The following is a 21,748-nucleotide window of genomic DNA, read 5'->3' on the forward strand; positions in this document are numbered from 1 at the left end:
GCCCTCGTTCTCTGGAACGCGAAGCCCGGTGGGGAGAGCATCGACAGGTCAGGACTTTTCACGAGGAGGGCACCATGGTGGTACGCGTCGGCATCAACGGGTTCGGCCGGACCGGGCGGGACGTCCTGCGCAGCGCGGTCGAGCGCGGCGACACCGCGTTCGAGGTGGTCGCGGTCAACGACCTCACGACACCGGACACGCTGGGCCACCTCCTCGCGTTCGACTCGACCTACGGCCCCTGGTCCCACACCGTCGCGGTGGAGGGGGACGAACTCGTGGTCGACGGGCGGAGCATCGCGGTGACCTCGGAAGCCGGTCCGTCCAAGGTGGACTGGGGCAGGCACGGGGTCGACATCGTGATCGAGGCCACCGGCCGGTTCCGCACCCGTGAGGCCGCCGGGGCGCACTTGACGAGCGGGGCCCGGAAGGTGATCATCACGGCGCCGGGCAAGGACGTCGACGCGACCATCGTGATGGGCGTCAACGACGACGACTACGAGGCGGAGCGCCACCACGTCGTGTCCAACGCCTCCTGCACGACCAACTGCGTGGCTCCGATGGCCTGGGTCCTGCACGAGCGCTTCGGCGTCCAGGCCGGGCAGATGACCACGATCCACAGCTACACCAACGACCAGTCGCTGCTCGACGGACCGCACAAGGACCTGCGCCGAGCGCGCTCGGCGGCGGTCAACATGATCCCCACCTCCACCGGCGCCGCCCGCGCGGTCGGCCAGGTGATCCCCGCGCTGGACGGCAAGCTCGACGGGCTCGCGGTGCGCGTCCCCCTGGAGGACGGGTCCTTGACCGACCTCACCGCCATGCTCGACACGCCGGTCACGGCCGCCCAGGTGAACCGGGCGTTCAAGGACGCCGCCGAGGGCGGGCTCAAGGGCTACCTGCGCTACACCACCGACCCGATCGTCTCCAGGGACATCATCGGCGACCCGTCCTCCTGCGTCTTCGACGCGAGCCTGACCAAGGCCAACGGTCGACTGGTCAAGGTCTTCGGCTGGTACGACAACGAGTGGGGCTACGCCAACCGCACGATCGACCTCGCCAACCTGGTCGCCCGCACGCTGCCGTAGACCGCTCCTACCGCTGGGAGAAGACGATGACGTCCGCGGTCATGATCGAACTCGACGGGCTGCCGCTGCTGGCGGCCCTGTCGCACACCCATCGCGCCGCGATGGCCGGGATCAGCAGGCGCGAGGACTACTACCCCGGCACCACGCTGTTCGAGCAGGGCACGCCCGCGGACCGCTGCTGGATCGTCCTCAAGGGGTGCGCCGTGATCGACTCCGACGCGCCCGACCACGGTCGGATGGCGGTGCAGAGCGTCGGTCCCGGCGAGCTGCTCGGCTGGTCCTGGCTGATCCCACCCTACCGGTGGCACTTCGGCGCCACCGTGGTCTCCCCCACCACCGCCGTCGTGGTCGACGCCGAGGAGCTGCGCAAGCTCGCCAACGCCGATCCGGCGCTGGGCTACCAGCTCTCGCTGATCCTCGTCGAAGCGCTGCTCAACCGTCTTCAAGCCACCAGGACCCGGCTGCTCGACCTGCACGACCACCCCGCGCTCGACTGATCTCGACGCACGCCGGATCCGCGCCATCCCCCCAGGGTTGCGCGGATCCGACGTCTCCTCATTCCGGTCGGGCACTTCCCGCCGACGGGCTGTTGCGCGCTCCCGCCACTTGTCCGGCGAGGTGTCGGAGGCGAGCCACCAGTGGAGCACGCCGAACTACGCCCCGAGCAGGACGGTCGACATGAACGGGATGCCGCCGCGCGAGCGTGCTCGTGCGGCGGCATCCCGTGGTGAACGGCGGTGTGCACGTGTTCGGCGGTGGTGGGGGGGAATGGTCAGTCCTTAGCCCTTCGCGCGCAGGCCGCGCAGGAACGGGTCCACCGGCGGCGCGGGCACCACACGCACCCGCGCGTCCACGACCTGGCAGCGCTCAGCGGTGGCGATCACCGGGTTGAGGTCCAGTTCGACCACCTCGGGTAGGAGATCGGCCAGCTTCGCCACCCGCAGCAGCACGTCGCGCACCGGGGCCTCCGCCACGTCGCGGAACACCCCTCCGGCGGCGCGGAACCCGTGCAGCAGGTCATCGGCGGCGGCGTCGGACAGCGGGGCGAGCGCGGCGGCGCGGTCGTCGAGGAGGTCGGTGTCGACACCGCCGAGCCCGGTCACCACGAGCGGGCCGAACTGCTGGTCGTTGACCACGCCCACGAGCAGTTCCCGGCCACGGCCCGCCATCGGCTGCACGAAGGCACCGCCCAGCCGGTCGCCGAACGACGTCCGGAACCGGTCGTACGCCTCCGCCGCGGCGTCCGGTGCGTCCAGGTCGAGCACGACACCGCCGCCCCTGCTCTTGTGCAGCAGGTCCGCAGCGATGGCCTTGAGCACGACGGGGCAGCCGAACCCGCGCTGCGCCGAGGCCGCGGCCTCGGCCGTCGCCACGACGATCCCGCCGAGGACAGGCAGCCCGAACGCGCCCAGCAGTTCGACGACCTGGTCCGGGCCGAGCCATCCGCCGTCGGGTTCGTCGGCGAGGTGGTCGGTCACGACCGACCGGGCCTTGGCCGGGTTGATCCCGTCGAGTTCATCGCCTCCGGTGGGCGGGCGCGCCAGCCATTCCGCGCGCTCGGCCAGCTTCGCGAGCACGGCGGCGGCCTGGGCGGGATCGGTGTAGCTGGGCGCCGCGCCGGACCGCACCGCCTCGTCCTGCCCGGCGTCGACCGCGAGGACGGGCTTGCCACCGGGCACGGGGTGGACACCGGCCGCCGGGTCGCCGAGCGCGGTGGGGACCGTGACGGCGATGACGGCGTGCACACGGGGATCGGCGGCCATGACGTCGAGGCACCGGGCGAAGGTCTGCTCGTCCACGACCGCGGTGGTGTCGACGGGGTTGTGCACGCTGGCGGTGGCGGGCAGCAGCGCGTGGAGCGCGGCCACCGTGGCGGGTGACAGCTCGGCCACGTCGAGGCCGTTGTGCACGCACGCGTCGGCCGCCAGCACGCCGAGTCCGCCCGCGTTGCTCAGCACGGCCACCGCGCGACCGGCGGGCAGCGGCTGGGTGTGCAGGGCCGCGAGCACGTCCACCAGTTCGGACACGCCGTCCACGGCGGTGATCCCGGCTTGGCGGAACAACGCGTCGCGGGTGACCGTGGGGGTGGCGGTCGCCGCGGTGTGCGACGCGGCGGCGCGCTGCCCCGCCGCGGAACTGGCCGACCGGATCGCCAGCACCGGCTTGCGCCGGGCGACCCGGCGGGCCAGCCGGGAGAACTTGCGCGGGTTGCCGAAGGACTCCAGGTACAGCACGACCGCACGGGTCTGCTCGTCGCGTTCCCACCACAGCAGCAGGTCGTTGCCGCTCACGTCGTACTTGTCGCCGGTGGACACCAGGTTGGACGTGCCGAGCCCGATGCGGCGCAGGCGTTCGACCACGGCGATCGCGATCCCGCCGGACTGGGTCACCACGCCGATGTCGCCCGCGGTGGTCTTGTTCCGGGCGAACGTGGCGTCCATCCGCACACCGGGTTCACCGGTGGAGCCGCCGAGGCAGTTGGGCCCGACGATCCGCATCCCGTGCTCGCGGACCGCCGCCGCGAGCCCGTTCGCCAGTTCCGGGTGTTCGGTGACGCCCGCGGTGATGACGACCAGTGCCTTGACGCCTCGACGTCCGCATTGCTCGGCGACCGCGGGAACCTGCGCGGCGGGGACGCACAGCACCGCCAGTTCGGGCACGTCGGGCACCTCGGCGACCGAGCCGTAGCAGGACACACCCGCGATCGAGGTGGCGTGCGGGTTGACCGCGTAGAGGTCGCCGGTGAAGTCGCCCGACACCAGGTTGCGCAGCACGGCGTTGCCGACGCCGCTCTCCTCGCGGCTCGCGCCGATGACGACGATCGACGTCGGTTCGAGCACCGCGCGCAGGCTGTTGACGTCCGCGGTCAGCTCCCGGTCGGCGACCGCGTCGAGGTACGCCTCGACCGGTTCCAGGCCGAGGTCGACGTGCACGACGTCGCGGTCGGCTGTGACCGTCCACACCAGACCCATGTCGGTGAAGACGTGCAACATCCGGGAGTTGATGGTCATGACGTCGGCGACGAAGCGCCGCACCCCCCGGCGGACCGCCAGCGAGCTGAGGCGTTCGAGCAGCAGCGTGCCGACGCCGTGCGTCTGCTCGGCGTGCGTGACGACCAGCGCCACCTCCGCCTCGGACGGCTCGTCCAGCACGATGCAGCTCGCCGCGCCGAGCAGCCTGCCGTCGCGGAAGGCGCCGACCGTGACGTGCCTGGGGTCGTCAGGCGTCATCACCCGGCTGACGAAGTCCTCCACCTGCCGGGGCGAGGTCGAGAAGAACCTGAGGTAGCGGTCCTCCAGCGGCAGCGACTCGTGCAGCTCCAGCAGCGCACCGGCGTCGCCCGCCCCCAGTTCGCGCACCGCCACCACTGTGCCGTCGGTGAGCAGGGCGCGGTCGGGTTCGAGGTTCACGGCCATGACGAGCCTTTCTCGGCATCGTGGTCGAGCGTGGTCAGCAGAGGGGTCCGGGCGTGATCGGCTCGGTGGAGCGCAGCGAGGGCTCCGGCACCGGCTCCGCGGCGGCGGGGTCGTTGATCACGACGACCGGGCAGGACGCGTGGTGCACGCAGTACAGGCTCACCGAGCCCAGCAGCGTCGCCATCGCCGCGCCGAGGCCCCTCCTGCCGACGACCAGCAAGGAGGCGTGCTCGGAGGCCTTGGTCAGGGCGAACTTCGCCTCCTCGGTGGCCGGGGCGGTGCGGATCTCCGCGGAGGACGTCACCCCGGCGATCGCGTCGTCGAGCACCTTCTGTTGTGCGGCGCGCAACTCCTCGGGCAGCAGCCCGAGCACCATGTCGATCGGCACGGCGCCGACCGCCATGCCGAAGTCCCGGTGCTCGCCGGTGATCGCCTCGACGGCGCAGCCGCGCCGCTCGGCCTCCTCCGCCGCCCACGCCAGCGCCGCCCGGCTCGCCGGGGACCCGTCCACGCCCACCACGATGGGCCGGGGATCGATGTTCGTCATGGTCCGCTCCTCCTGTGCTGGTTCCACCGAGCTTCGCCGTTCGGCTCGGAACCGGGTCAGTGGCGGCGGTCCCGCGTGGCCGGGACCTTCGTCACTGGATGGGCCGGCGCGTTCGCCACTGCCGAGCGGTGCGACCGGGGAGCAGCCTTGAACCAGGAGCTCGGCAACCCCAGGAGGTTCGGCATGACGTCATCCGTGATCGTGGTCGGCGTGGACGGATCACCCGCCAGCAGGACAGCGCTGCGCTGGGCGCTCGGGGAGGCGACCCGCACCGGCGCGTTCGTCGAGGCGACGACGGCCTGGCAGCGCGAACCGGCCGTGGCGACCGGTGGCGGGCCGCCCGTGCGCAAGCACCCGGCGCGGGACCTGCACCAGGTGGTCGAGGAGGTCCGCGCCGAGGTCCCCGGCGCACCTGAGGTGGCCGAGGTGACGGTCGTCGGCGATCCCTCGTCCGTACTGGTCGGCGCGTCGCGGCAGGCGGACCTGCTGGTGGTCGGCACGCGGGGAGGCGGACCGCTGGTCGACCTGGTGATGGGCAGCGTCGCCTCAGACTGCGTGCGGCACTCCGCGTGCCCGGTCGTGGTGATCCCACCCGGCATGGCGCTCTGACGCGAACGGGCCGCGTCCCCTCGCCCAGCAAGGGGGACGCGGCCCGTTCCGGTGCTCTAGGACGTCGGGCGCACCACGGCGAGCGGGCACGGGGCGTGGTAGACCAGAGCCTGGCTGGTGGAACCCAGCAGCATCCCGGTGAACCCGCCGTGTCCACGGCTGCCGACGACGAGGAGCTGCGCGTCCTCGGCCAGCTTCAGCAGTGCGCGGACCGGACGGTCCCGCAGCACGAGGCGGTTCACGCGCACGTCGGGGTACTTCTCCTGCCACCCGGCCATCCGCTGGGCGAGCAGCCTGCGCTCGGCCTCCTCCACCCGCTCCCAGTCGATCGCCAGCCGCGCCTCGTTGTACGGGCTGTCCACCAGGAAGTCGGTCCACGTCATCACCGCCGTCAGCGGCGCACCACGCGTCGACGCGGCCTCGAAGGCGAACCCGATCGCCGCCTCGCTCGCGGGAGACCCGTCCACGCCGACGACCACCGGGGCGTCAGGGCCCGGGTCGCCGCGGACCACCACGACCGGACAGAGGCCGTGAGCCGACAGCCCCACCGCCGTCGAACCGACCAGCAGGCCGGTGAAACCACCGAGCCCCTGCGAGCCCAGCACGACCATCCGGGCCTCGCGGGACTCCTCGACGAGCACCGGCACCACCGCCCCGCTCAACCGCACGGCCTCGACGTCGACGGTCGGCGCGGCGGCGCGCGCGGCCTTCTCCGCCTCGGCGAGCCAGGCCTCAGCCTGGCCTTCCATGGCCTGGCGCGCCTCGTGCGCGCTGATCAGGAGTTCGGGATAGCCCTGAACGGGGATCAGCAGGGCGTGCACCAGGCGCAGCGGCACCCGGTGCCGCGCGCACTCCCGTGCCGCCCACTCCACGGCGTCAAGCGCGGAACTCGACCCGTCGACGCCAGCGACGATGGGTGCGGGTGTTGTGGTCATGACGAGTCCCTTCCGGTGCGGACGGTCGCGGTCGCGACGCCCAGCACTCCTTCTGCCAGCGCGGTGACGACCCGTGCGGACTCGGTGTCGACGAATTCCGCGCTGATGGTCACGGCACCGTCGTGAACGTCCACGGACCACTCGCGCGGTCCGCCGTAGATATCCAGCCTGCGGCGCACGTCCGCGGCGATGGCGGTGTCGGTCCTGGCCAGCGCGCGGACCAGGTCGCGCCGCGTCACCACGCCGACCACCCGCGAGGTCTCGATGATCGGCAGGCACCGCACGCGGTCGTCGAGCATGACCCTGGCGAGCAGTTCCACGGACGACCCCGCTCCCATGCCGAAGGCGGGCGAGGTCATCACCTGCTGGACCGGGGCGCTGGGCGACTCGGACCGGGTGTCGTAGCGGCTGTGCAGCAGGTCGGCCTCCGTCACGATGCCGACCATGCGCTGGTCCGCGTCGACCACGGGCAGCGCGGTGAACCCGTGCGACACCAGCAGGGCCGCCGCTTCGCGGATCGGCACGTCGGGTGTCACGGTCACCGCCGGACGGGTCATGATGTCCTGGGCGCGCATGGTGTTCCTCCTCCTCGGGATTCCACTTCCCAAGCTAGGAGGACGACCTGCCCCGCGACGTGGTCCTTGGTCCCGAGAACGCGGGGTCCGACGGTCATGCCCACGCTTTCTCGGCGTCCTCGACGTCGGCGGTCAGGTCGAGCTTCGGCGGCAGCACGACGACGGGCACGTGGGACTTCCGGACGCAGGCCGAGCTGACCGAGCCGAGCACCACCTTGCGGAGCCGTTCACCGCGGTGTCCCGCGACGACCAGCAGCGCCGCGTCGTGCGCCGCGCGAACCAGTTCGGTGGCGGCGTCACCCTCGGTGGTGACCTGTTCGACCGGGGGCGCCTCCGACCGGCCCGCCACGGCCGTCCGCACCGACTCGGCGAGCGCCTCCACGGCGCTCGCCCGCACCTCTTGAAGGGTCGTCGGCACCCAGTCGGACATCGGCTCGAAGTTCCACACCCGCACGGCGCGCACGGCGCACCCGCGGATCCGTGCCTCGTCCAGCGCCCAGTCCAGCGCGTGCTGCGCCGCCTCGGACCCGTCCACACCGACGACGATCACCTTCTGCTCGTCCATCACCACTCCCGACTCGTCCGAATCCGCTGTGTCGGTTCCAGCCTGGGATCGGACGTGGCCGCGGAACAGGTCCGAAGGTCCACGGCACGGGGACCGGAATACCCTCGCCGCCGCTCGGCCACCGGAGGAGCCTTCGTGGTGGGGGCCGAGAGGAGAATTCCGGTGTCGCACAGAAAAGTCATCGTCGTGGGCGTGGACGGCTCCGCGGCGAGCAAGAGCGCCCTGCGGTGGGCCATCGCACAAGGCGACAACACGGTGGAGGCGGTGGTGGCGGCCGTCCGCGAACCGGCGTTCGTGCCCGCGACGTCGCTGGGCGTCTACCCGTACGCCTACAAGCCCGAAGCAGAACGCCGCCGCCCGGCGGACCGGCAGCTGCACGACGTGGTCACCGAGGTCACGGCCGGGGTACCGGGCGCGCCCGAGGTCGCGGAGATCGTCGTGGCCAGCGACCCGACCGTCGCACTGGTGCAGGCGTCGCGGCGGGCCGACCTGCTGGTGCTCGGCGCCAAGGGGCACAACCGGATCGCGGACGTGTTCCCCGGCAGTGTGACGGCGCACTGCGTGCGGCACGCCGCCTGCCCCGTGGTGGTCATCCCTCCTGCCGCCGTCGACTGATCCCGTCACGCACACCTCCCGGGCACGGGTGCCGACAGTCCCTGGTGTTCGGGGACCTCTGGCACTCAAACACCCGAGCCGGCTGTGCCACGGTCGGGTTCCACCGCGTGGGAGGGAGACCCGGTGACCGAGACGCACCGCATCGAGGTGCACGGCACGGTGCAGGGTGTCGGCTTCCGACCTCACGTCTTCCGGGTCGCCACCACACTGGGCATCCGCGGTGACGTGCGGAACGTCGGCGGCCACGTGGTGATCACCGCGACCGGTTCGCACGAGGTGCTCGCCGACTTCCAGCGGACCGTGCGCGACGACGCGCCCCGACACGCCAGGATCGACGGGATCACCGTCACCGCGTTGCGCGGGAACACCGCGGCGGACCGGTTCGTGGTGCGGGAGAGCGGATTCGGCTCCGGTCCGCGCGACGTGCCGCCGGACCTGGTGTCCTGCGCCGCGTGCGTCGCCGAGCTGTTCGACCCCGACGACCGCCGCTACCGCTACCCCTTCACCAACTGCGCCGAGTGCGGACCGAGGGCGACGATCGTCGAATCGCTGCCCTACGACCGGTCCCGCACCGCGATGCGCGACTTCCCGGTGTGCGACGAGTGCGCGGCGGAGTACCGGGACCCCGACGACCGCCGCTTCCACGCCGAGCCCGTCGCGTGCCCCGACTGCGGCCCGCACCTGCGCTGGCACGACGGCGCGGTCCGCGCGGCCGCACTGACCGCGGCCGTGGAGGTGGTCGCGAGCGGCGGGGTCGTCGCGATCAAGGGGATCGGCGGCTACCAACTGGTGTGCGACGCCGACGACGAGGTCGCCGTGCACCGGCTGAGGACCGTGAAACAGCGTCCCAGCAAGCCCTTCGCGGTCATGGTGGCCGGTCTCGACGACGCCCGGAGGCTGTCGGCGGTGACCTCTGCCGACGAACGGGCGCTCTGCTCCGCGGCGGCGCCGATCGTGCTGCTCCCCCGGCTGCCCGGCGCGCCGCTGTCCGCGGCCGTGGCCCCCGGACTCCCCGAGGTGGGGGTGTTCCTGCCGACCAGCCCGCTGCACCACCTGCTGCTGGCCGACCTGGGGCGACCACTGGTGGTCACCAGCGGGAACGTCGGTGGTGAACCGATCGTGACGTCCGATCGGCGAGCGTTGAGGACGCTGGGACCGCTGGTGGACGGCGTCCTGTCCCACGACCGGGCGATCGTGCTGCGCCACGACGATTCGGTGGTGCGCGCGGGACGGCTGGTGCGCAGGGCGCGGGGCCACGCACCCGGCACGCTGCCGCTGCCTTCCGCGGCACCTGTTCCCCTGCTCGCCCTCGGCGCGCAGCTCAAGCACACCACAGCACTCGCGATCGGCGGTCGCGCCGTGCTGGGCCCCCACACTGGTGATCTGGAGGACGCGGAGACCTACGCCGCGTTCGAGCGCACCGCGGAGGCCCTGTGCCGGTGGTACGACGTCGAACCGGGGTTCTGCGCGCACGACCAGCACCCCGGCTACCTGTCGACCAGGCACGCGGCACGGCACTGGCCGCGGGAACGGCGCGTGCCCGTGCAGCACCACCACGCGCACGTCGCCGCGACGGCCGCGGAGCACGGTGTGCGCGGACGTTTTCTCGGCGTGGCCTACGACGGCCTCGGTTTCGGCGACGACGGGACGCTGTGGGGCGGTGAGGTGCTGCTCGCGACCTACCGGGGGTTCCGGCGGATGGCCCGCTTCGGGCGGGCCCCGCTGCCCGGTGGCGCGGCGGCGGTGCGCCACCCGTCCCGGATGGCGCTGGGCTACCTGTTGGGAGCGGAGGACTTCGGCGCTCCCGCGCCTCCCCTGGACCTCCTGCCCGAGCAGCGCGACCGCGAGATCGTCCGGCGCATGATCGCGCGCCGGGTCAACAGCCCGCTCGCCTCCAGTGCGGGAAGGCTGTTCGACGCGGCGGCGTCGGCGCTGGGGCTGTGCCAGGACAACTCCTACGAGGGCGAGGCGGCGGTGCTGCTGGAGGCCGCCGCGACCGGGCACCCCGACGGGAAGGCACTGGAGTGGGCGCTGCACCGGCGGGACGACCTGTGGGTGTACGACCCGGTGCCGACGTTGGCCGACCTGCTGACGGCGGGTGGCCCGCCGGGGGTGCTGGCCGCCCGCTTCCACACCACGGTCGCCGAGGTCACCGCGGCCTTGGTGGAGAAGGTCTCGGACGCGACGGGTGTGCACACGGTGTGCCTGGGCGGCGGTGTGTTCCAGAACCGGAGGCTCACCGACGCGGTGGTCCGCGGCCTGGACGCACTGGGCTACGAGGTGCACGTGGGCGAACGGGTGCCGGTCAACGACGGCGGCATCGCCTACGGGCAGGCCGCGGTGGCGGCGGCTCGGCTGGCGGGGAGGTGAGGGAACCGTGTGCCTCGGCATCCCCGGACGGATCGTGAGCGTCACCGACGACGGGCTGCGCGTCGGGACGGTGGACTTCGACGGCGTGCGCAGAGCCGTCTGCCTGGCCTACACGCCGGGGGCCGACGTCGACGACTTCGTGATCGTGCACGTCGGGTTCGCCATCAGCGTCGTGGACGAGGACGAGGCCGCGAGGACCCTCGCGGTGCTGCGGGCGATGCCGGACGCGGTCGAATCGGAGCTGGGACCGTGAAGCACCTCGACGAGTACCGCGATCCTGTGCTGGCGGGCAGGCTGCTCGCCGAGCTGCGGGCCACCGCGACCCGGCCGTGGACGGTGATGGAGGTGTGCGGCGGGCAGACGCACACCATCGTCCGCCAGGGCATCGACGAGTTGCTGCCCGCCGGGATGAGGATGGTCCACGGGCCGGGGTGCCCGGTGTGCGTGACACCGCTGGAGACCATCGACAAGGCCCTCGCCATCGCCGCCCGTCCCGGCGTGGTGTTCACCAGCTACGGCGACATGCTGCGGGTGCCGGGCACCTCGGGCGACCTGCTCGGGCTCAAGGCGCGCGGAGCGGACGTGCGGGTGGTGTACACGCCGCTGGACGCGGTGCGCGTCGCGCGGGAGAACCCGGACCGCGAGGTGGTGTTCCTGGCGGTCGGGTTCGAGACGACGGCGCCCGCGAACGCGATGGCCGTGCTGCACGCGGCGAACACCGGGACGGCGAACTTCAGCGTGCTGGTGAGCCACGTGCTGGTGCCGCCCGCGATGACCGCGCTGCTCGACGACCCGGACAACCAGGTGCGGGCCTTCCTCGCCGCGGGCCACGTGTGCGCGGTCATGGGGTGGACCGAGTACGAGCCGATCGCGGCCCGCTACGGCGTGCCGATCGTGGTGACCGGGTTCGAGCCGCTGGACCTGCTGGAGGGCCTGCTGATGGTGGTGCGGCAGCTGGAGGCGGGCCGTTCCGTCGTGGAGAACCAGTACGTCCGCGCGGTGCGCCGCCAGGGCAACACCGCCGCAAGGGACGCGGTCGGGCGGGTGTTCCGGGTGACGGACCGGACGTGGCGGGGCATCGGGCCGATCGCCGCCAGCGGCCTCGCGCTGGCACCCGAGTTCAGCGCTCACGACGCCGAGGCGAGGTTCGACACGGCGGGGGTGGTGACCCGTGAGCCACCGGTGTGCGTCGCGGGCGAGATCCTGCGGGGCACCCGCCTGCCGACCGAGTGCCCCGCCTACGGGCGAGCGTGCACACCCCGAACGCCGCTGGGGGCGCCGATGGTGTCCAGCGAGGGCACCTGTGCGGCCTTCCACAACGCGGGGCGGGGGCTGGTGGCGCGATGACCGGGGAACCGGTGTGCCCCGTGCCCGCGGTGGAGACCGAGCGCGTGCTGCTCGGCCACGGCTCGGGCGGGCAGCTGATGGCCGAACTGCTGGACGAGGTGGTGAACACCGAACTCGGGGTGACGGGCCCGCTCGAGGACGCGGCGGTGGTCGCGGTGGACGGCGCGGAGGTGGTGTTCAGCACGGACGGGTTCGTGGTGACCCCGAGGTTCTTCCCCGGCGGCGACATCGGCTCGCTCGCGGTGCACGGCACCGTCAACGACCTGGCCATGCGCGGCGCGCGGCCGGTCGCGCTGAGCCTGGCCTACCTCGTCGAGGAAGGGCTGCCCCTCGCCGAGCTGCGCGCGGTCACCCGGTCGGTCGCCCGCGCCGCGCACGCCGCGGGCGTCCGGGTCGTCACCGGCGACACGAAGGTCGTCGGCCGCGGCGCCGCCGACGGCCTGTACGTCACGACCACCGGGATCGGCACCCGGCTGCCGAGCGCGCGGCCGTCGGCCGCGAACGGAGTGGCGGGCGACGTGGTGCTGCTGTCCGGTCCGATCGGCCTGCACGGCACCGCGATCCTCAGCGCACGCGAAGGACTCGGCTTCGAGTCGGGGATCGAGTCGGACAGCCGTGCCCTGCACGACCTGGTCGCCGCGATGGTGCGAGCGGGCGGCGGCGACGTGCACGTGCTGCGCGACCCGACGCGCGGCGGCCTGGCGAGCGCGCTGAACGAGGTCGCCACGGCGTCGGGGGTGGCCATCGAGATCGTCGAGTCCGCGCTGCCGGTGCCGAGGCAGGTGGCCGCCGCGTGCGAACTGCTGGGCCTCGATCCCCTGCACGTGGCGAACGAGGGCTGTCTGGTCGCCTTGGTGGCGCCCGCGTCGGCTGGCGCGGTGCTGGACGCGATGCGCGCCTGTCCGGAAGGAGCGCACAGCGTGGTGCTCGGCGAGGTGCGGGAAGGTCCCGCGGGCCGGGTCACCGCACGCACACTGGTCGGGTCGTCCCGCATCGTGGACGTTCTGGTGGGCGAACAGCTCCCCCGGATCTGCTGACGCGGAATGCCTCGGGCCGCGGTGCCCCTTCAGGTCCGGGGCCGCACGTCCGGCGGGCATCGGCGGGTGCCGGTCCTGCGAACCCGCTACCAGGGCGAGGACCACCTGGTAGCGCTCGCCGGGGAGTCCCAGCGGGTCAGGAACGTCCGGGGCCGCCAGGGGCCGAGCCGTCATCCGCCGCCGCCACGCCCGACCCGTCCATCGACGACATCCGGGCGATCGTGGAGCACCACCCCGTGTGTGGCGTCGACCACTCGAGCTGGACCACGCTGACGACAGGGTCACCCAGTCACGCCGACGGTCTTGTCGAGGAACAGCGGCCAGTGGTCGTAGTCGGCGCGTCCGCCACCGGTGGTGCGCGTGTGCCGGGATTCGCCGCGGTGCTCGCATCATCCCCGTTCCGCGCCGGACGCCTGCGCCTCCGGCGCGGTTCGAGTGCGGATCCAGCTGGTGGTCACCGCGATGGCGAGGGTCGCGGCCACCACCGCCAGGGACAGCCCGGTCGGGATCTTGCAGAGGTCGAGCAGCAGCATCTTGACCCCCACCCACACCAGCACGAGCGCGAGGCCGAGCTCGAGGTAGACGAAGCGGTGCATCAGGTCGGCCAGCAGGAAGTACAGGGCGCGCAGGCCGAGGATCGCGAACGCGTTGGAGGTGAACACCAGGAACGCCTGCTGCGTGACGGCGAAGACGGCCGGGATGGAGTCGACCGCGAACACGATGTCGGTGACCTCCACGAGCACCAGCACCGCCAGCAACGGGGTGGCCGCCCAACGCCCCGCCCGCCGGATCACGAACTTGTTGCCGTGGTAGGTGTCGGTGACCGGGACCACGCGGCGGAACAGCTTCAGCACCACGCTGCGGTCGGGGTCGATGGTCTCGTCGCGGTGGAGTGCCATCCGGACACCGGTGGCCACGAGGAACGCGCCGAACACGTACAGGACCCAGGCGAAGCTCGCGATGAGGACGGAGCCCGCGGCGATGAACGCCGCTCGGAACACCAGTGCGCCGAGCACCCCGTAGAACAGCACGCGGTGCTGGTACTCCCGCGGCACGGCGAAGTAGCCGAAGATGATCGCGAAGACGAACACGTTGTCCACGGCCAGCGACTTCTCGATGACGTAGCCCGCGAAGTACTGCGCGGCGAACTCCCCGCCCCACGCCCACCACACGACGGCGCCGAACCCCAGGCCGAACGCGACCCAGACGCCCGACCACACGGCTGCTTCCCGCACACCGACCACGTGCGCCCTGCGGTGGGCGAACAGGTCGATCGCGAGCATCACCAGGATCACGCCGAGCACTGCGGCCCACGCCCACAACGGCACAACCACGACAACGCACCTCCGGTCCACTCGGATGAACCAGAGGTCTCCCCGACCACCACGTCCAGCGGTGGCGTCCGGGACCGGGCAGCCGCACGGGGCTTCCGTAGTGACGATCCCGGATGAGGCGGGTACTCCCCTCCGCACCACCAGAATGACGAACCACGGTTCGTCTGTCAACCCGAGACAGACGAACCGCGGTTCGTCGATGTCACGGCACGCACCGTGGAGGAATGGCCTATGGTCTGCGCCATGAGGCCCACCGATCCCTCCGCCGACCACGACTCCGCCGTGACGCGCGCTGGGACGGCGAGCGGGTCGTGGACGTTCCTGAGCAACCACGGCCACGTCCTGCTGTGCCTGGCCGCGGACCCGCACCAGACACTGTCGACGATCGCCGAGCAGGTGGGCATCACCAGCCGCGGGGTCCAGCTCATCCTGGCCGACCTGATCCGGGACGGCTACGTCGAGCGCACCAAGGTCGGCCGCCGCAACCAATACCGCGTCAACACCGAGGGCCGCCTGCGCCACCCGCTGGAAGCCCACCACAGCATCAGAGACCTCATCACCGCCCTCGGCCCGCCGCGTCGAACGTCCCGCGCCGTCCGGCCGTCACGGGGAACCGCCTGACCGCACACTTGACAGGCGAACCACAGTTCGTCATTCTCGAACGGCGTCGACGACCCCGAGGTCATCGCCGACGCCGTCGACGAACTCATCGAGACCGTGCTGTGCCGCGGCGGCTGGATCGCCGTGCTCCCGCCGGGAGCGCTGCTCGGGGTTGGGACCTCTCCGGGTGGCGACCAGATCCCGCGGTTCCTCGGGGCTCAGGTCCTCGTCGCCCGCGTCGGGGTACCACCGAACACCCGCACGACCACGTTGGTCCCCGCGCTCAACGTCCACACGACTGGACGGGAGATCGTCGACAGGAGATCCAGCGGACGCACGACCAGCAGCGCCCGCCCCTGGGCGTGCTGCATCGCCGGCCGCTTGGGCGCCAATTCCCCGAACACCAGGGTCAGGAGCGTCAGCACGATCGTCACCAACGCCACGGCGACCGCGTTCGCCGCGCCTCCCAGGAAACCCAGCAACGGCACCAGTGGTTGGGCCTGCGACACCGCGGCGGTCGCCGAGGCGAGGAATCCCGCCAGCGCGATGCCGATCTGGATGGTCGCCGGGAAACGGTTCGGGTCGCGGGCAAGCCTCACCAGCGTGGGCGCACCGCGTCCGCCGTCGCGCTCCAACGCCCGCAACTGCCCTTCGCGCAACGAGATCAACGCCATCTCGCCGCCCGCGAACACCGCGTTGGTCAACGCCAGCGCCGCGACCAGCACGATGTCGAAGCCGTACCCGACCGCACCGGTCGATCTTCGGCTACACCGGCCCGCCGGACAGGTCGAGACCGCCGCGGACGAGACGGCGCGGATCACGGCCTCCCCGTCTCGCGCACCACGGCGACCGAGCACGGCGAGCAGTGCACGAACCTCGGCGGCGAACGGCCGCGCGCACGGCTCCGCGGTCGAAGGCCAGTTCACAGCAGGACGCGTTCACCGTCCTCCGGCACGACCGCGGTCCACCCGTGCTTCGCGGAAAGGCGGTACGCCAGCGCCGTCGCCCCCGCGGGCTCGCCGTGCACGAGGTAGGTCGTGGTGGGCGGTGGTCCGGCCGTGGCCCAGTCGACGAGTTCGTCGGCGACGGCGTGTGCGCTGAACGCGTCGATCACCACCACCTCGGCCCGCACCGGGACGTAGCGGCCGTGGATCTTGATCTCCCGTGCGCCGTCGACGAGCCTGCGTGCCCTGGTGCCCGCAGCGGCGTAGCCGACCACGAGCACGGTGTGCTTCTCCTCGGGCAGCACGCGCTCCAGGTGGTGCAGCACCCGCCCGCCGGTGGCCATGCCCGACGCCGAGATGACGATCGACGGCGTGCGCGGCTCGTTGGCCGTCATGGACTGCTGGGCGGTGTGCAGTTCGGCGAGGTGGCCCGGATCGAACGGGTCGGCCGCGCCCACCAGCTCGGGGCGGACCTCGGGCCACGCCGCGTCTACCGCCCGGCGGTAGACGCGCAGCGATGCCAAGGCCATCGGGCTGTCCACCAGGACCGGCACGTCGGGAATGTCGCCTTCGCGGACCAGGCGGGCCAGCTCGACGAGGATCACCTCGGTGCGGTCCACCGCGAACGCCGGGATGAGCACGCTACCGCCGCGGCCGATCGTGCGGCGGATCGTGTCGGCGAACAGGGTGGCCGCGGCCGCATCGTCGTGGGTGCGGTCCTCGTAGGTCGACTCCAGCAGCAGCGCGTCGCACGCGGGCCGGGGCTGCGGTGGCCGGAGCACCCGGTGCACCGGCCGGCCGAGATCGCCGCTCACCACGACATCGCGGCCCGACAGGCCCAGGTGGGCCCACGCCGACCCCAGGATGTGGCCCCCGCGACCGAGTTCCAGCTCGACGCCGTCCGCGATGATCCGGCTCACGTCGAAGTCCACCGGTCGGAACAGCCGGGTGGTGCGCGCGGCGTCGTCCGCGCCGTAGAGGGGCAGGGCGGGGTGGTGCTTGGTCCAGCCGCCCGCGTTGGCCTGTGCGGCGTCCTCCGCCATCAGGTGGGCGCTGTCGGCGAGGACGATCGCCGCGAGGTCCGCCGTGCCGGGGGTGCAGTGGATCGGACCGTGCCAGCCGTTGCGAACCAGCACCGGCAGGTAGCCGCAGTGGTCGAGGTGCGAGTGGGTCAGCACGACGGCGTCGAGTGCGCCCAGGTCCAGTGGCGGCGGCCGCCAGTTGCGCCGCCGCAGCGGGGCGAGCCCCTGGAAGAGACCGCAGTCCACGAGCACCCGCGACCTCCCCGATTCGAGCAGGAACTTGCTGCCGGTCACCGTGCCCGTTCCGCCGAGGAACGTCACCGCGGCCGTTCTCCCGTGATGTGCCATCGCGTCCGTCGTTCCCTTCGATGTCGGCCAGTTCGCCAGATCACCGTGCTCGTGATCTGAGCGCTGCTCCACCAGCGCCGGGCCCCGGTGTGCGGGGACTTCGGTCCCGCCGTGGAGGTTGCGCCCAGCTCTGTCGGGCCGCACCCGCGCGCGCGACCGTGGGGGCAGGTCGGGCGACGCCGCGTCGCGCTGCCGCGTTCCGCACCACACGAGGAGGTCCTCCGCCATGTCCCAGATCTACGCCGAGCACCCGACGACCGTCCCGCGGGAGCTGCTGATCGACCGCTTCGCGCCCCGGTCCGACTTCGCCCTGGCCGGCCACCGGGTCGTGGACGCCGATCCGGAGACGGCGTACCGCGCGGTGCGCGAACTGGACTTCACCGAGGTCCACGGCGCGCTGGTCGACGCGTCGCTGTTGATCCGCGCCATCCCCGAGCGGATGAGGTCGCGCAAGCGCGGTCCGGTGCGCGTCCCGACCAGGATGACGTTGGACGACCTCACCGCGGGGTCCGACTGGGTCGTGCTCGGCGAACGGCCCGGCGAGGAGATCACCTTCGGTGCCGTGGGCCGTTTCTGGCAGCCGGTGGTCGAATGGCGTCCGATCGAGCCGCGCGACTTCACCGACTTCGCCGAACCCGGTTTCGGCAAGATCGTCTGTTCGCTGTCCGTGCTGCCCTACGGCACGAGGCGCTCGCTGGTCACCTACGAGGTGCGCACGATCCTCGACGACCCGCTGTCCTGGGTGGGGTTCCGCAGGTACTGGCGGTTGGTCAGGCCCTTCGTCGGCGCGATCCAGCGCGCCACGCTGCGGACCATCGCCGACACCGCCGAGCACGGCGGACCGCGATGACCCCCGTCGTGCGGACCGAGCGGCTGACCAAGCGGTACGGGCACACCTCCGCGCTGCGCGACCTCGACCTGGAGGTGCGCGAAGGCGAGGTGTTCGGCCTGCTCGGCCCGAACGGCGCGGGCAAGACCACCACGCTGCGGCTGCTGCTCGACCTCATCCGCCCGACTCGTGGCCGGGTGCTGCTCTTCGGCCAGGACCTCGCGTCGCACTCTGTCGGAGCGCGTCGCCGGGTCGGCTACCTGCCGGGGAACCTCGCGCTCTACGACGACCTGACCGGCGTCGAACTGCTCAAGCTGCTGGCCGGGCTGAGGGGGCACCGCGACGTGACCGCCGCGCTGCGGCTCGCCGAGCGGCTCGAACTCGACCTCGGCCGTCGGGCGGGAGAGCTGTCGAAGGGCAACCGGCAGAAGCTCGGCGTGGTGCAGGCATTCCAGCACGAACCGGACCTGCTGGTGCTGGACGAGCCCGCGAGCGGACTGGACCCGTTGGCACAGCGCGAGTTGCACGCCGCCGTCCGCGAGCACGCCGCAGCGGGCGGGACCGTGCTGTTCTCCTCGCACGTGCTGTCGGAGGTCGAACAGGTCGCAGACCGGGTGGGCATCCTGCTCGACGGCAGGCTCGTGGTGGTGGACAGGGTCGACCACCTGAAGGCCACCGCGTTGCGCGCGTTGACGTTCACGTTCGCCGCGCCGGTGGACGCCGAGGTGTTCGAGCGGATCCCCGGTGTGCGGGAGGTGACGTCGAACGGTGCCACCGTCGCCTGCCACGTGGTGGGCGACGTCGGCGACCTGGTCCGCGCGGCCGCCGGTCTGGGCCTGGTGAACGTCACGAGCGCGGAGCCGGACCTGGAGGAGATCTTCCTGGACTACGTGGAGAGGCGGGAATCCCATGTCGCGTGACCTGGTGACCAAGTCGTTGCGGGACAACAGGTCGGGGACGATCGGCTGGGGCGCCGCGCTCGTCGCGAGCGTCGCCCTCCAGATGGCCGTCTACCCCACCGTGAAGCAGGCCGCCGGGGATTTCGAGCAGCTGCTGGCGTCCTACCCCGAGGCGTTCAAGGCCATGTTCGACGTGCAGGGCGCGTTCACGAGTGGCGTCGGCTACATCCGGGCCGAGGTGTTCGGGTTCCTGGCCCCGCTCGTGCTGCTCGGGGTCGTCATCGGTCAGGCCGGGCGGTCCACCGCGGGCGAGGAGCGGGCGGGCACCATGGACCTGCTGGCGGTCAACCCGGTGTCCCGGCGGGAACTGCTGCTGGACAAGGCCCTTGCCGTGCTGGTGGACCTGCTGGTGGTCGCCGCGGCGCTCGCGGCGGTGCTCCTCGCGTCGAACGCGCTGGTCGGTCTGGACGTTCCTCCCGCGGACCTGGTCACCGCGAGCCTGCTCGCCGCGCTGCTCGCCCTGCCGTTCGGCGCGCTGGCCCTGCTCGTCGGTGCGCTCACCGGCCGCCGAGGACTCGCCGTCGCGATCCCGATCGGTGCGGCGGTGGCGGCGTTCCTCCTGCAGACGCTGGCCGAACTCGCGGACTGGCTGCGGCCGTGGCGGGTGCTGTCGCCGTTCCACCACGCCGCGGTGGGTGACGCGCTGTCCGGGAACGCGAACGGGGTGGGCGCGGTCGTGCTGCTGTGCGCGACCGCGGTCCTGCTCGTGCTCGCCGTGCTCGCGTTCGAGCGCCGCGACCTCGCCTCACCGTGACGAACCGGGCCCAACGCCGCCACTCCGAGGACGTTGGGCCCTTCACCCTCCCGTCCGCGACGACGACGCTGGAGCTGTCGGGAAAGGAGGTGGAGACGATGAGGTTCACCTGGAAGGACACCCTGGCCGCGGTGCTCGTCGCGGCGGTCGTGGTTCCCTACTTCGGTTACCTGATCAGGGGCGACATGCCCTTCATCCAGGATCCCCGTGGCATGGCCGCCACCGGCATCGTGCTCGGCGCCGCGGCAGCTCTGCTGACCGGGCGGACCGCGTTGGCACGCGGGACGTTCGTGAGGGTTGCGCTGGTGCTCGGCATCGCCGCGCTCGGAACGGGCATCGCCGCGCTGTGGACGGAGGACGAGGTACTGCTGGCGACGTTCATCGGGTTGATGGTCGCCACGTGGGCGCTCGGAACGCTGATCCACACGAAGGTGCTGCCCGCGGGTCGTCACATGGGCACGACGGCCGATCACACCTGACGAACCACGTGGCCGTGGCCGCGCACCCGCGCGACCACGGCCGCGCTACGCCCGCAACCGCCTGCCGACCGCCTTCAGGTAGACCCCGACGGGCATCGCGGCGAACAGGCGGCTCTCCTGCGCGAACGAACTGCGCTCGTCGAGGAAGCGCAGCGCCGGTTCCGCCGAGGAACCCCGGAACAGCGCGGCGAACGCCCGCTCCAGTTCCCCCGGCTCGCGGGTGACCACGTCGAGCAGAGCGGCGTCGAACAGCCGGTGCCTCGCGCTCTCGCCGGGCAGGTCGAACGGGTGGCCGTGCTCGACCAGCGACCGGACGACGGCGGCGCTGTCGCGCTGCGCCCGCTGGTAGGAGTAGCCGGTGCTCGCCTTGATCATGCCCGCCGGTGCGCCGATGGTCAGCACGTCACCGCGGCGACGCGACGCCGTGCCCGCCGACAGCGGCAGGACGGCCCCTTCCTCGTGCAGCACCGCGCACGGGCCCGCGCCGAGCACGTCGTCGAGGTAGTCCGCCAGCGCGGCGCGCTGGGTGTCGACGCCGGGAAGCGGCCCGTGCGGCGGCGCGAAAGCGGTGTGCTCGACGAGTGCCTCGGTCGCCGAGAACGGCAGCACGTAGACGAAAGCGGCACAACCGGCCTGGCTCGTGCGGAAGTCGAACAGCGTCGGCGTCCGCGGGTCGAACACCGGCCGCTCGGTGCGGACCCGTCGGCCCCGGAACACCAGGCGCGCGTCCACCGGGGGCGGGTCCGGCGGGCCGAGCACGCTGTCGAACACCCAGCGCGCCTCGACCAACTCACCGTCGACCACCACACCGGTCCGACCGGCGTGCTCGACGACCTCGTCCACGTGACCGTGGCGGAAGTCGAAGTGCGCCAGCGGTTCCGCGAGCCCGCGGACCACGCGCGCCAGGTCGGTGCCCCGCACCACGAGGTACCGGTAGCGGCCGAGCGGGAGGGTGCGGGTGCGGCCGTCGGCGTGCACCCGGACGCGGTAGAACCTGCTCGACACCGCGGCGTCGAGCAGGCCGGGCCGGTCGGCCCACGAGGACCAGGCGACGGTGTCGAGCGGACGGCGGCCGTCGTCGACGACCACCACCCGCCCGTGCCACCGGGGTTCGAGGGCGAGGTGGCCCGCGAGCGCCAGCCCGCTCAGGCCGCCGCCCGCGATCACCACCGTCATCCGTGCTCGGCGCGCACCCGCGCCTTGGCGATTCGAGCGCGGGTGACCAGGAAGGCGATGGCGACGGCCGCGACACCGGTCAGGAGCCGGTTCACGTCGACCGCGGGGCACCAGGTCACGCTGGTCCCGGCGACGACGTAGGCGCCGACGGGCCTGCCGGTGGCGCCGAAGCCGCCGCCCTCCCCCTCCCGGCCCTTCTCGT

22 protein-coding genes and 1 pseudogene are annotated in these 21,748 nt (G+C 72.5%); 13 read left to right on the plus strand and 10 right to left on the minus strand.

Annotated elements, in window-relative coordinates:
* The first annotated feature begins 74 nt into the window (after positions 1-74).
* Positions 75-1,085 (plus strand): type I glyceraldehyde-3-phosphate dehydrogenase, encoded by a 1,011-nt coding sequence (gap, locus tag VFZ92_RS33020; RefSeq protein ID WP_330880208.1) that lies wholly within the window; start codon positions 75-77, stop codon positions 1,083-1,085.
* 26 nt (positions 1,086-1,111) lie between these two features.
* Positions 1,112-1,582: a Crp/Fnr family transcriptional regulator gene (locus tag VFZ92_RS33025; protein ID WP_330880212.1), complete on the plus strand. Its 471-nt coding sequence runs from the start codon at positions 1,112-1,114 to the stop codon at positions 1,580-1,582.
* 282 nt (positions 1,583-1,864) lie between these two features.
* Here the strand turns inward: VFZ92_RS33025 and VFZ92_RS33030 are convergent, their stop codons facing one another.
* Together VFZ92_RS33030 and VFZ92_RS33035 are read right to left on the minus strand one after the other, a co-directional pair.
* Complete coding sequence (locus tag VFZ92_RS33030; RefSeq protein ID WP_330880214.1) at positions 1,865-4,501, minus strand: GNAT family N-acetyltransferase; 2,637 nt, start codon at positions 4,499-4,501, stop codon at positions 1,865-1,867.
* Positions 4,502-4,535: 34 nt separating this feature from the next.
* Positions 4,536-5,048: a universal stress protein gene (locus tag VFZ92_RS33035; protein WP_330880216.1), complete on the minus strand. Its 513-nt coding sequence runs from the start codon at positions 5,046-5,048 to the stop codon at positions 4,536-4,538.
* Between the two features lie 183 nt (positions 5,049-5,231).
* On the opposite strand from VFZ92_RS33035, the gene VFZ92_RS33040 reads away from it, so the two are divergent.
* On the plus strand, positions 5,232-5,657 hold the full coding sequence (locus VFZ92_RS33040) for a universal stress protein (RefSeq protein WP_330880218.1): 426 nt from the start codon (positions 5,232-5,234) through the stop codon (positions 5,655-5,657).
* A gap of 56 nt (positions 5,658-5,713) precedes the next feature.
* Here VFZ92_RS33040 and VFZ92_RS33045 read toward each other — a convergent pair whose 3' ends face one another.
* The 3 genes from VFZ92_RS33045 to VFZ92_RS33055 all read right to left on the minus strand — a co-directional run bounded on the left by VFZ92_RS33045 (position 5,714) and on the right by VFZ92_RS33055 (position 7,732).
* Positions 5,714-6,592: a universal stress protein gene (locus VFZ92_RS33045; protein ID WP_330880220.1), complete on the minus strand. Its 879-nt coding sequence runs from the start codon at positions 6,590-6,592 to the stop codon at positions 5,714-5,716.
* Positions 6,589-7,167, minus strand: a complete 579-nt coding sequence (locus VFZ92_RS33050) for an HPP family protein (protein ID WP_330880222.1) — start codon at positions 7,165-7,167, stop codon at positions 6,589-6,591. Before VFZ92_RS33050 ends, VFZ92_RS33045 begins: the two co-directional genes overlap by 4 nt.
* 94 nt (positions 7,168-7,261) lie before the next feature.
* Positions 7,262-7,732 carry a universal stress protein gene (locus VFZ92_RS33055; RefSeq protein WP_330880224.1) on the minus strand — a complete coding sequence of 157 codons (471 nt, stop codon included), beginning with the start codon at positions 7,730-7,732 and terminating at the stop codon, positions 7,262-7,264.
* A 162-nt stretch (positions 7,733-7,894) separates the two neighbouring features.
* Between VFZ92_RS33055 and VFZ92_RS33060 the strand changes: the two genes are divergently transcribed.
* From VFZ92_RS33060 to hypE, 5 genes are all read left to right on the plus strand, one after another.
* Positions 7,895-8,347, plus strand: a complete 453-nt coding sequence (locus VFZ92_RS33060) for a universal stress protein (RefSeq protein WP_330880226.1) — start codon at positions 7,895-7,897, stop codon at positions 8,345-8,347.
* Between the two features lie 123 nt (positions 8,348-8,470).
* The gene (gene hypF, locus VFZ92_RS33065) at positions 8,471-10,717 is read left to right on the plus strand and encodes a carbamoyltransferase HypF (RefSeq protein WP_330880228.1); all 2,247 of its coding nucleotides are present in this window, start codon (positions 8,471-8,473) and stop codon (positions 10,715-10,717) included.
* A 7-nt stretch (positions 10,718-10,724) separates the two neighbouring features.
* Positions 10,725-10,970, plus strand: a complete 246-nt coding sequence (locus tag VFZ92_RS33070; RefSeq protein ID WP_330880230.1) for a HypC/HybG/HupF family hydrogenase formation chaperone — start codon at positions 10,725-10,727, stop codon at positions 10,968-10,970.
* Complete coding sequence (gene hypD, locus VFZ92_RS33075; protein WP_330880232.1) at positions 10,967-12,064, plus strand: hydrogenase formation protein HypD; 1,098 nt, start codon at positions 10,967-10,969, stop codon at positions 12,062-12,064. The genes VFZ92_RS33070 and hypD overlap by 4 nt, the downstream gene beginning before the upstream one ends.
* Entirely contained in the window at positions 12,061-13,101 is a 1,041-nt protein-coding gene (gene hypE / locus VFZ92_RS33080) for a hydrogenase expression/formation protein HypE (RefSeq protein WP_330880234.1), read from the plus strand. The genes hypD and hypE overlap by 4 nt, the downstream gene beginning before the upstream one ends.
* 389 nt (positions 13,102-13,490) lie before the next feature.
* Here the strand turns inward: hypE and VFZ92_RS33085 are convergent, their stop codons facing one another.
* Positions 13,491-14,435: a TerC family protein gene (locus tag VFZ92_RS33085; RefSeq protein WP_330880236.1), complete on the minus strand. Its 945-nt coding sequence runs from the start codon at positions 14,433-14,435 to the stop codon at positions 13,491-13,493.
* Positions 14,436-14,678: 243 nt separating this feature from the next.
* Here VFZ92_RS33085 and VFZ92_RS33090 point away from each other — a divergent pair, with 243 nt between their 5' ends.
* Positions 14,679-15,056 carry a MarR family winged helix-turn-helix transcriptional regulator gene (locus VFZ92_RS33090; protein ID WP_330880238.1) on the plus strand — a complete coding sequence of 126 codons (378 nt, stop codon included), beginning with the start codon at positions 14,679-14,681 and terminating at the stop codon, positions 15,054-15,056.
* Between the two features lie 197 nt (positions 15,057-15,253).
* Here VFZ92_RS33090 and VFZ92_RS33095 read toward each other — a convergent pair whose 3' ends face one another.
* Together VFZ92_RS33095 and VFZ92_RS33100 are read right to left on the minus strand one after the other, a co-directional pair.
* On the minus strand, positions 15,254-15,856 hold the full coding sequence (locus VFZ92_RS33095) for a DUF21 domain-containing protein (protein WP_330880240.1): 603 nt from the start codon (positions 15,854-15,856) through the stop codon (positions 15,254-15,256).
* Positions 15,857-15,957: 101 nt separating this feature from the next.
* Complete coding sequence (locus VFZ92_RS33100; RefSeq protein WP_330880243.1) at positions 15,958-17,322, minus strand: MBL fold metallo-hydrolase; 1,365 nt, start codon at positions 17,320-17,322, stop codon at positions 15,958-15,960.
* 253 nt (positions 17,323-17,575) lie between these two features.
* Between VFZ92_RS33100 and VFZ92_RS33105 the strand changes: the two genes are divergently transcribed.
* From VFZ92_RS33105 to VFZ92_RS33120, 4 genes are all read left to right on the plus strand, one after another.
* Positions 17,576-18,199: a hypothetical protein gene (locus VFZ92_RS33105; RefSeq protein ID WP_330880245.1), complete on the plus strand. Its 624-nt coding sequence runs from the start codon at positions 17,576-17,578 to the stop codon at positions 18,197-18,199.
* The gene (locus tag VFZ92_RS33110; RefSeq protein WP_330880247.1) at positions 18,196-19,098 is read left to right on the plus strand and encodes an ABC transporter ATP-binding protein; all 903 of its coding nucleotides are present in this window, start codon (positions 18,196-18,198) and stop codon (positions 19,096-19,098) included. Before VFZ92_RS33105 ends, VFZ92_RS33110 begins: the two co-directional genes overlap by 4 nt.
* Positions 19,088-19,891, plus strand: a complete 804-nt coding sequence (locus tag VFZ92_RS33115; protein ID WP_330880249.1) for an ABC transporter permease subunit — start codon at positions 19,088-19,090, stop codon at positions 19,889-19,891. Before VFZ92_RS33110 ends, VFZ92_RS33115 begins: the two co-directional genes overlap by 11 nt.
* A gap of 98 nt (positions 19,892-19,989) precedes the next feature.
* Positions 19,990-20,370, plus strand: a complete 381-nt coding sequence (locus VFZ92_RS33120; RefSeq protein WP_330880251.1) for a hypothetical protein — start codon at positions 19,990-19,992, stop codon at positions 20,368-20,370.
* A gap of 45 nt (positions 20,371-20,415) precedes the next feature.
* On the opposite strand, the gene VFZ92_RS33125 is transcribed toward VFZ92_RS33120, so the two are convergent.
* Together VFZ92_RS33125 and VFZ92_RS33130 are read right to left on the minus strand one after the other, a co-directional pair.
* The gene (locus VFZ92_RS33125) at positions 20,416-21,546 is read right to left on the minus strand and encodes a lycopene cyclase family protein (RefSeq protein ID WP_330880253.1); all 1,131 of its coding nucleotides are present in this window, start codon (positions 21,544-21,546) and stop codon (positions 20,416-20,418) included.
* Positions 21,543-21,748: pseudogene (locus VFZ92_RS33130) on the minus strand (sporulation protein); the annotation flags it as partial. The pseudogene VFZ92_RS33130 and the gene VFZ92_RS33125, both read right to left, overlap by 4 nt.

The sequence above is a fragment of the Umezawaea sp. genome (assembly GCF_036375055.1).
Classification (GTDB): domain Bacteria; phylum Actinomycetota; class Actinomycetes; order Mycobacteriales; family Pseudonocardiaceae; genus Umezawaea.

What these genes read in the sequence shown, in the direction of transcription:
- gap (WP_330880208.1), top strand. Translation starts at nt 75, where the DNA reads ATGGTGGTACGCGTCGGCATCAACGGGTTCGGCCGGACCGGGCGGGAC.
- VFZ92_RS33025 (WP_330880212.1), top strand. Translation starts at nt 1,112, where the DNA reads ATGACGTCCGCGGTCATGATCGAACTCGACGGGCTGCCGCTGCTGGCG.
- VFZ92_RS33030 (WP_330880214.1), bottom strand. Translation starts at nt 4,501, where the DNA reads ATGGCCGTGAACCTCGAACCCGACCGCGCCCTGCTCACCGACGGCACA.
- VFZ92_RS33035 (WP_330880216.1), bottom strand. Translation starts at nt 5,048, where the DNA reads ATGACGAACATCGATCCCCGGCCCATCGTGGTGGGCGTGGACGGGTCC.
- VFZ92_RS33040 (WP_330880218.1), top strand. Translation starts at nt 5,232, where the DNA reads ATGACGTCATCCGTGATCGTGGTCGGCGTGGACGGATCACCCGCCAGC.
- VFZ92_RS33045 (WP_330880220.1), bottom strand. Translation starts at nt 6,592, where the DNA reads ATGACCACAACACCCGCACCCATCGTCGCTGGCGTCGACGGGTCGAGT.
- VFZ92_RS33050 (WP_330880222.1), bottom strand. Translation starts at nt 7,167, where the DNA reads ATGCGCGCCCAGGACATCATGACCCGTCCGGCGGTGACCGTGACACCC.
- VFZ92_RS33055 (WP_330880224.1), bottom strand. Translation starts at nt 7,732, where the DNA reads ATGGACGAGCAGAAGGTGATCGTCGTCGGTGTGGACGGGTCCGAGGCG.
- hypE (WP_330880234.1), top strand. Translation starts at nt 12,061, where the DNA reads ATGACCGGGGAACCGGTGTGCCCCGTGCCCGCGGTGGAGACCGAGCGC.
- VFZ92_RS33090 (WP_330880238.1), top strand. Translation starts at nt 14,679, where the DNA reads ATGAGGCCCACCGATCCCTCCGCCGACCACGACTCCGCCGTGACGCGC.
- VFZ92_RS33105 (WP_330880245.1), top strand. Translation starts at nt 17,576, where the DNA reads ATGTCCCAGATCTACGCCGAGCACCCGACGACCGTCCCGCGGGAGCTG.
- VFZ92_RS33110 (WP_330880247.1), top strand. Translation starts at nt 18,196, where the DNA reads ATGACCCCCGTCGTGCGGACCGAGCGGCTGACCAAGCGGTACGGGCAC.
- VFZ92_RS33115 (WP_330880249.1), top strand. Translation starts at nt 19,088, where the DNA reads ATGTCGCGTGACCTGGTGACCAAGTCGTTGCGGGACAACAGGTCGGGG.
- VFZ92_RS33120 (WP_330880251.1), top strand. Translation starts at nt 19,990, where the DNA reads ATGAGGTTCACCTGGAAGGACACCCTGGCCGCGGTGCTCGTCGCGGCG.
- VFZ92_RS33125 (WP_330880253.1), bottom strand. Translation starts at nt 21,546, where the DNA reads ATGACGGTGGTGATCGCGGGCGGCGGCCTGAGCGGGCTGGCGCTCGCG.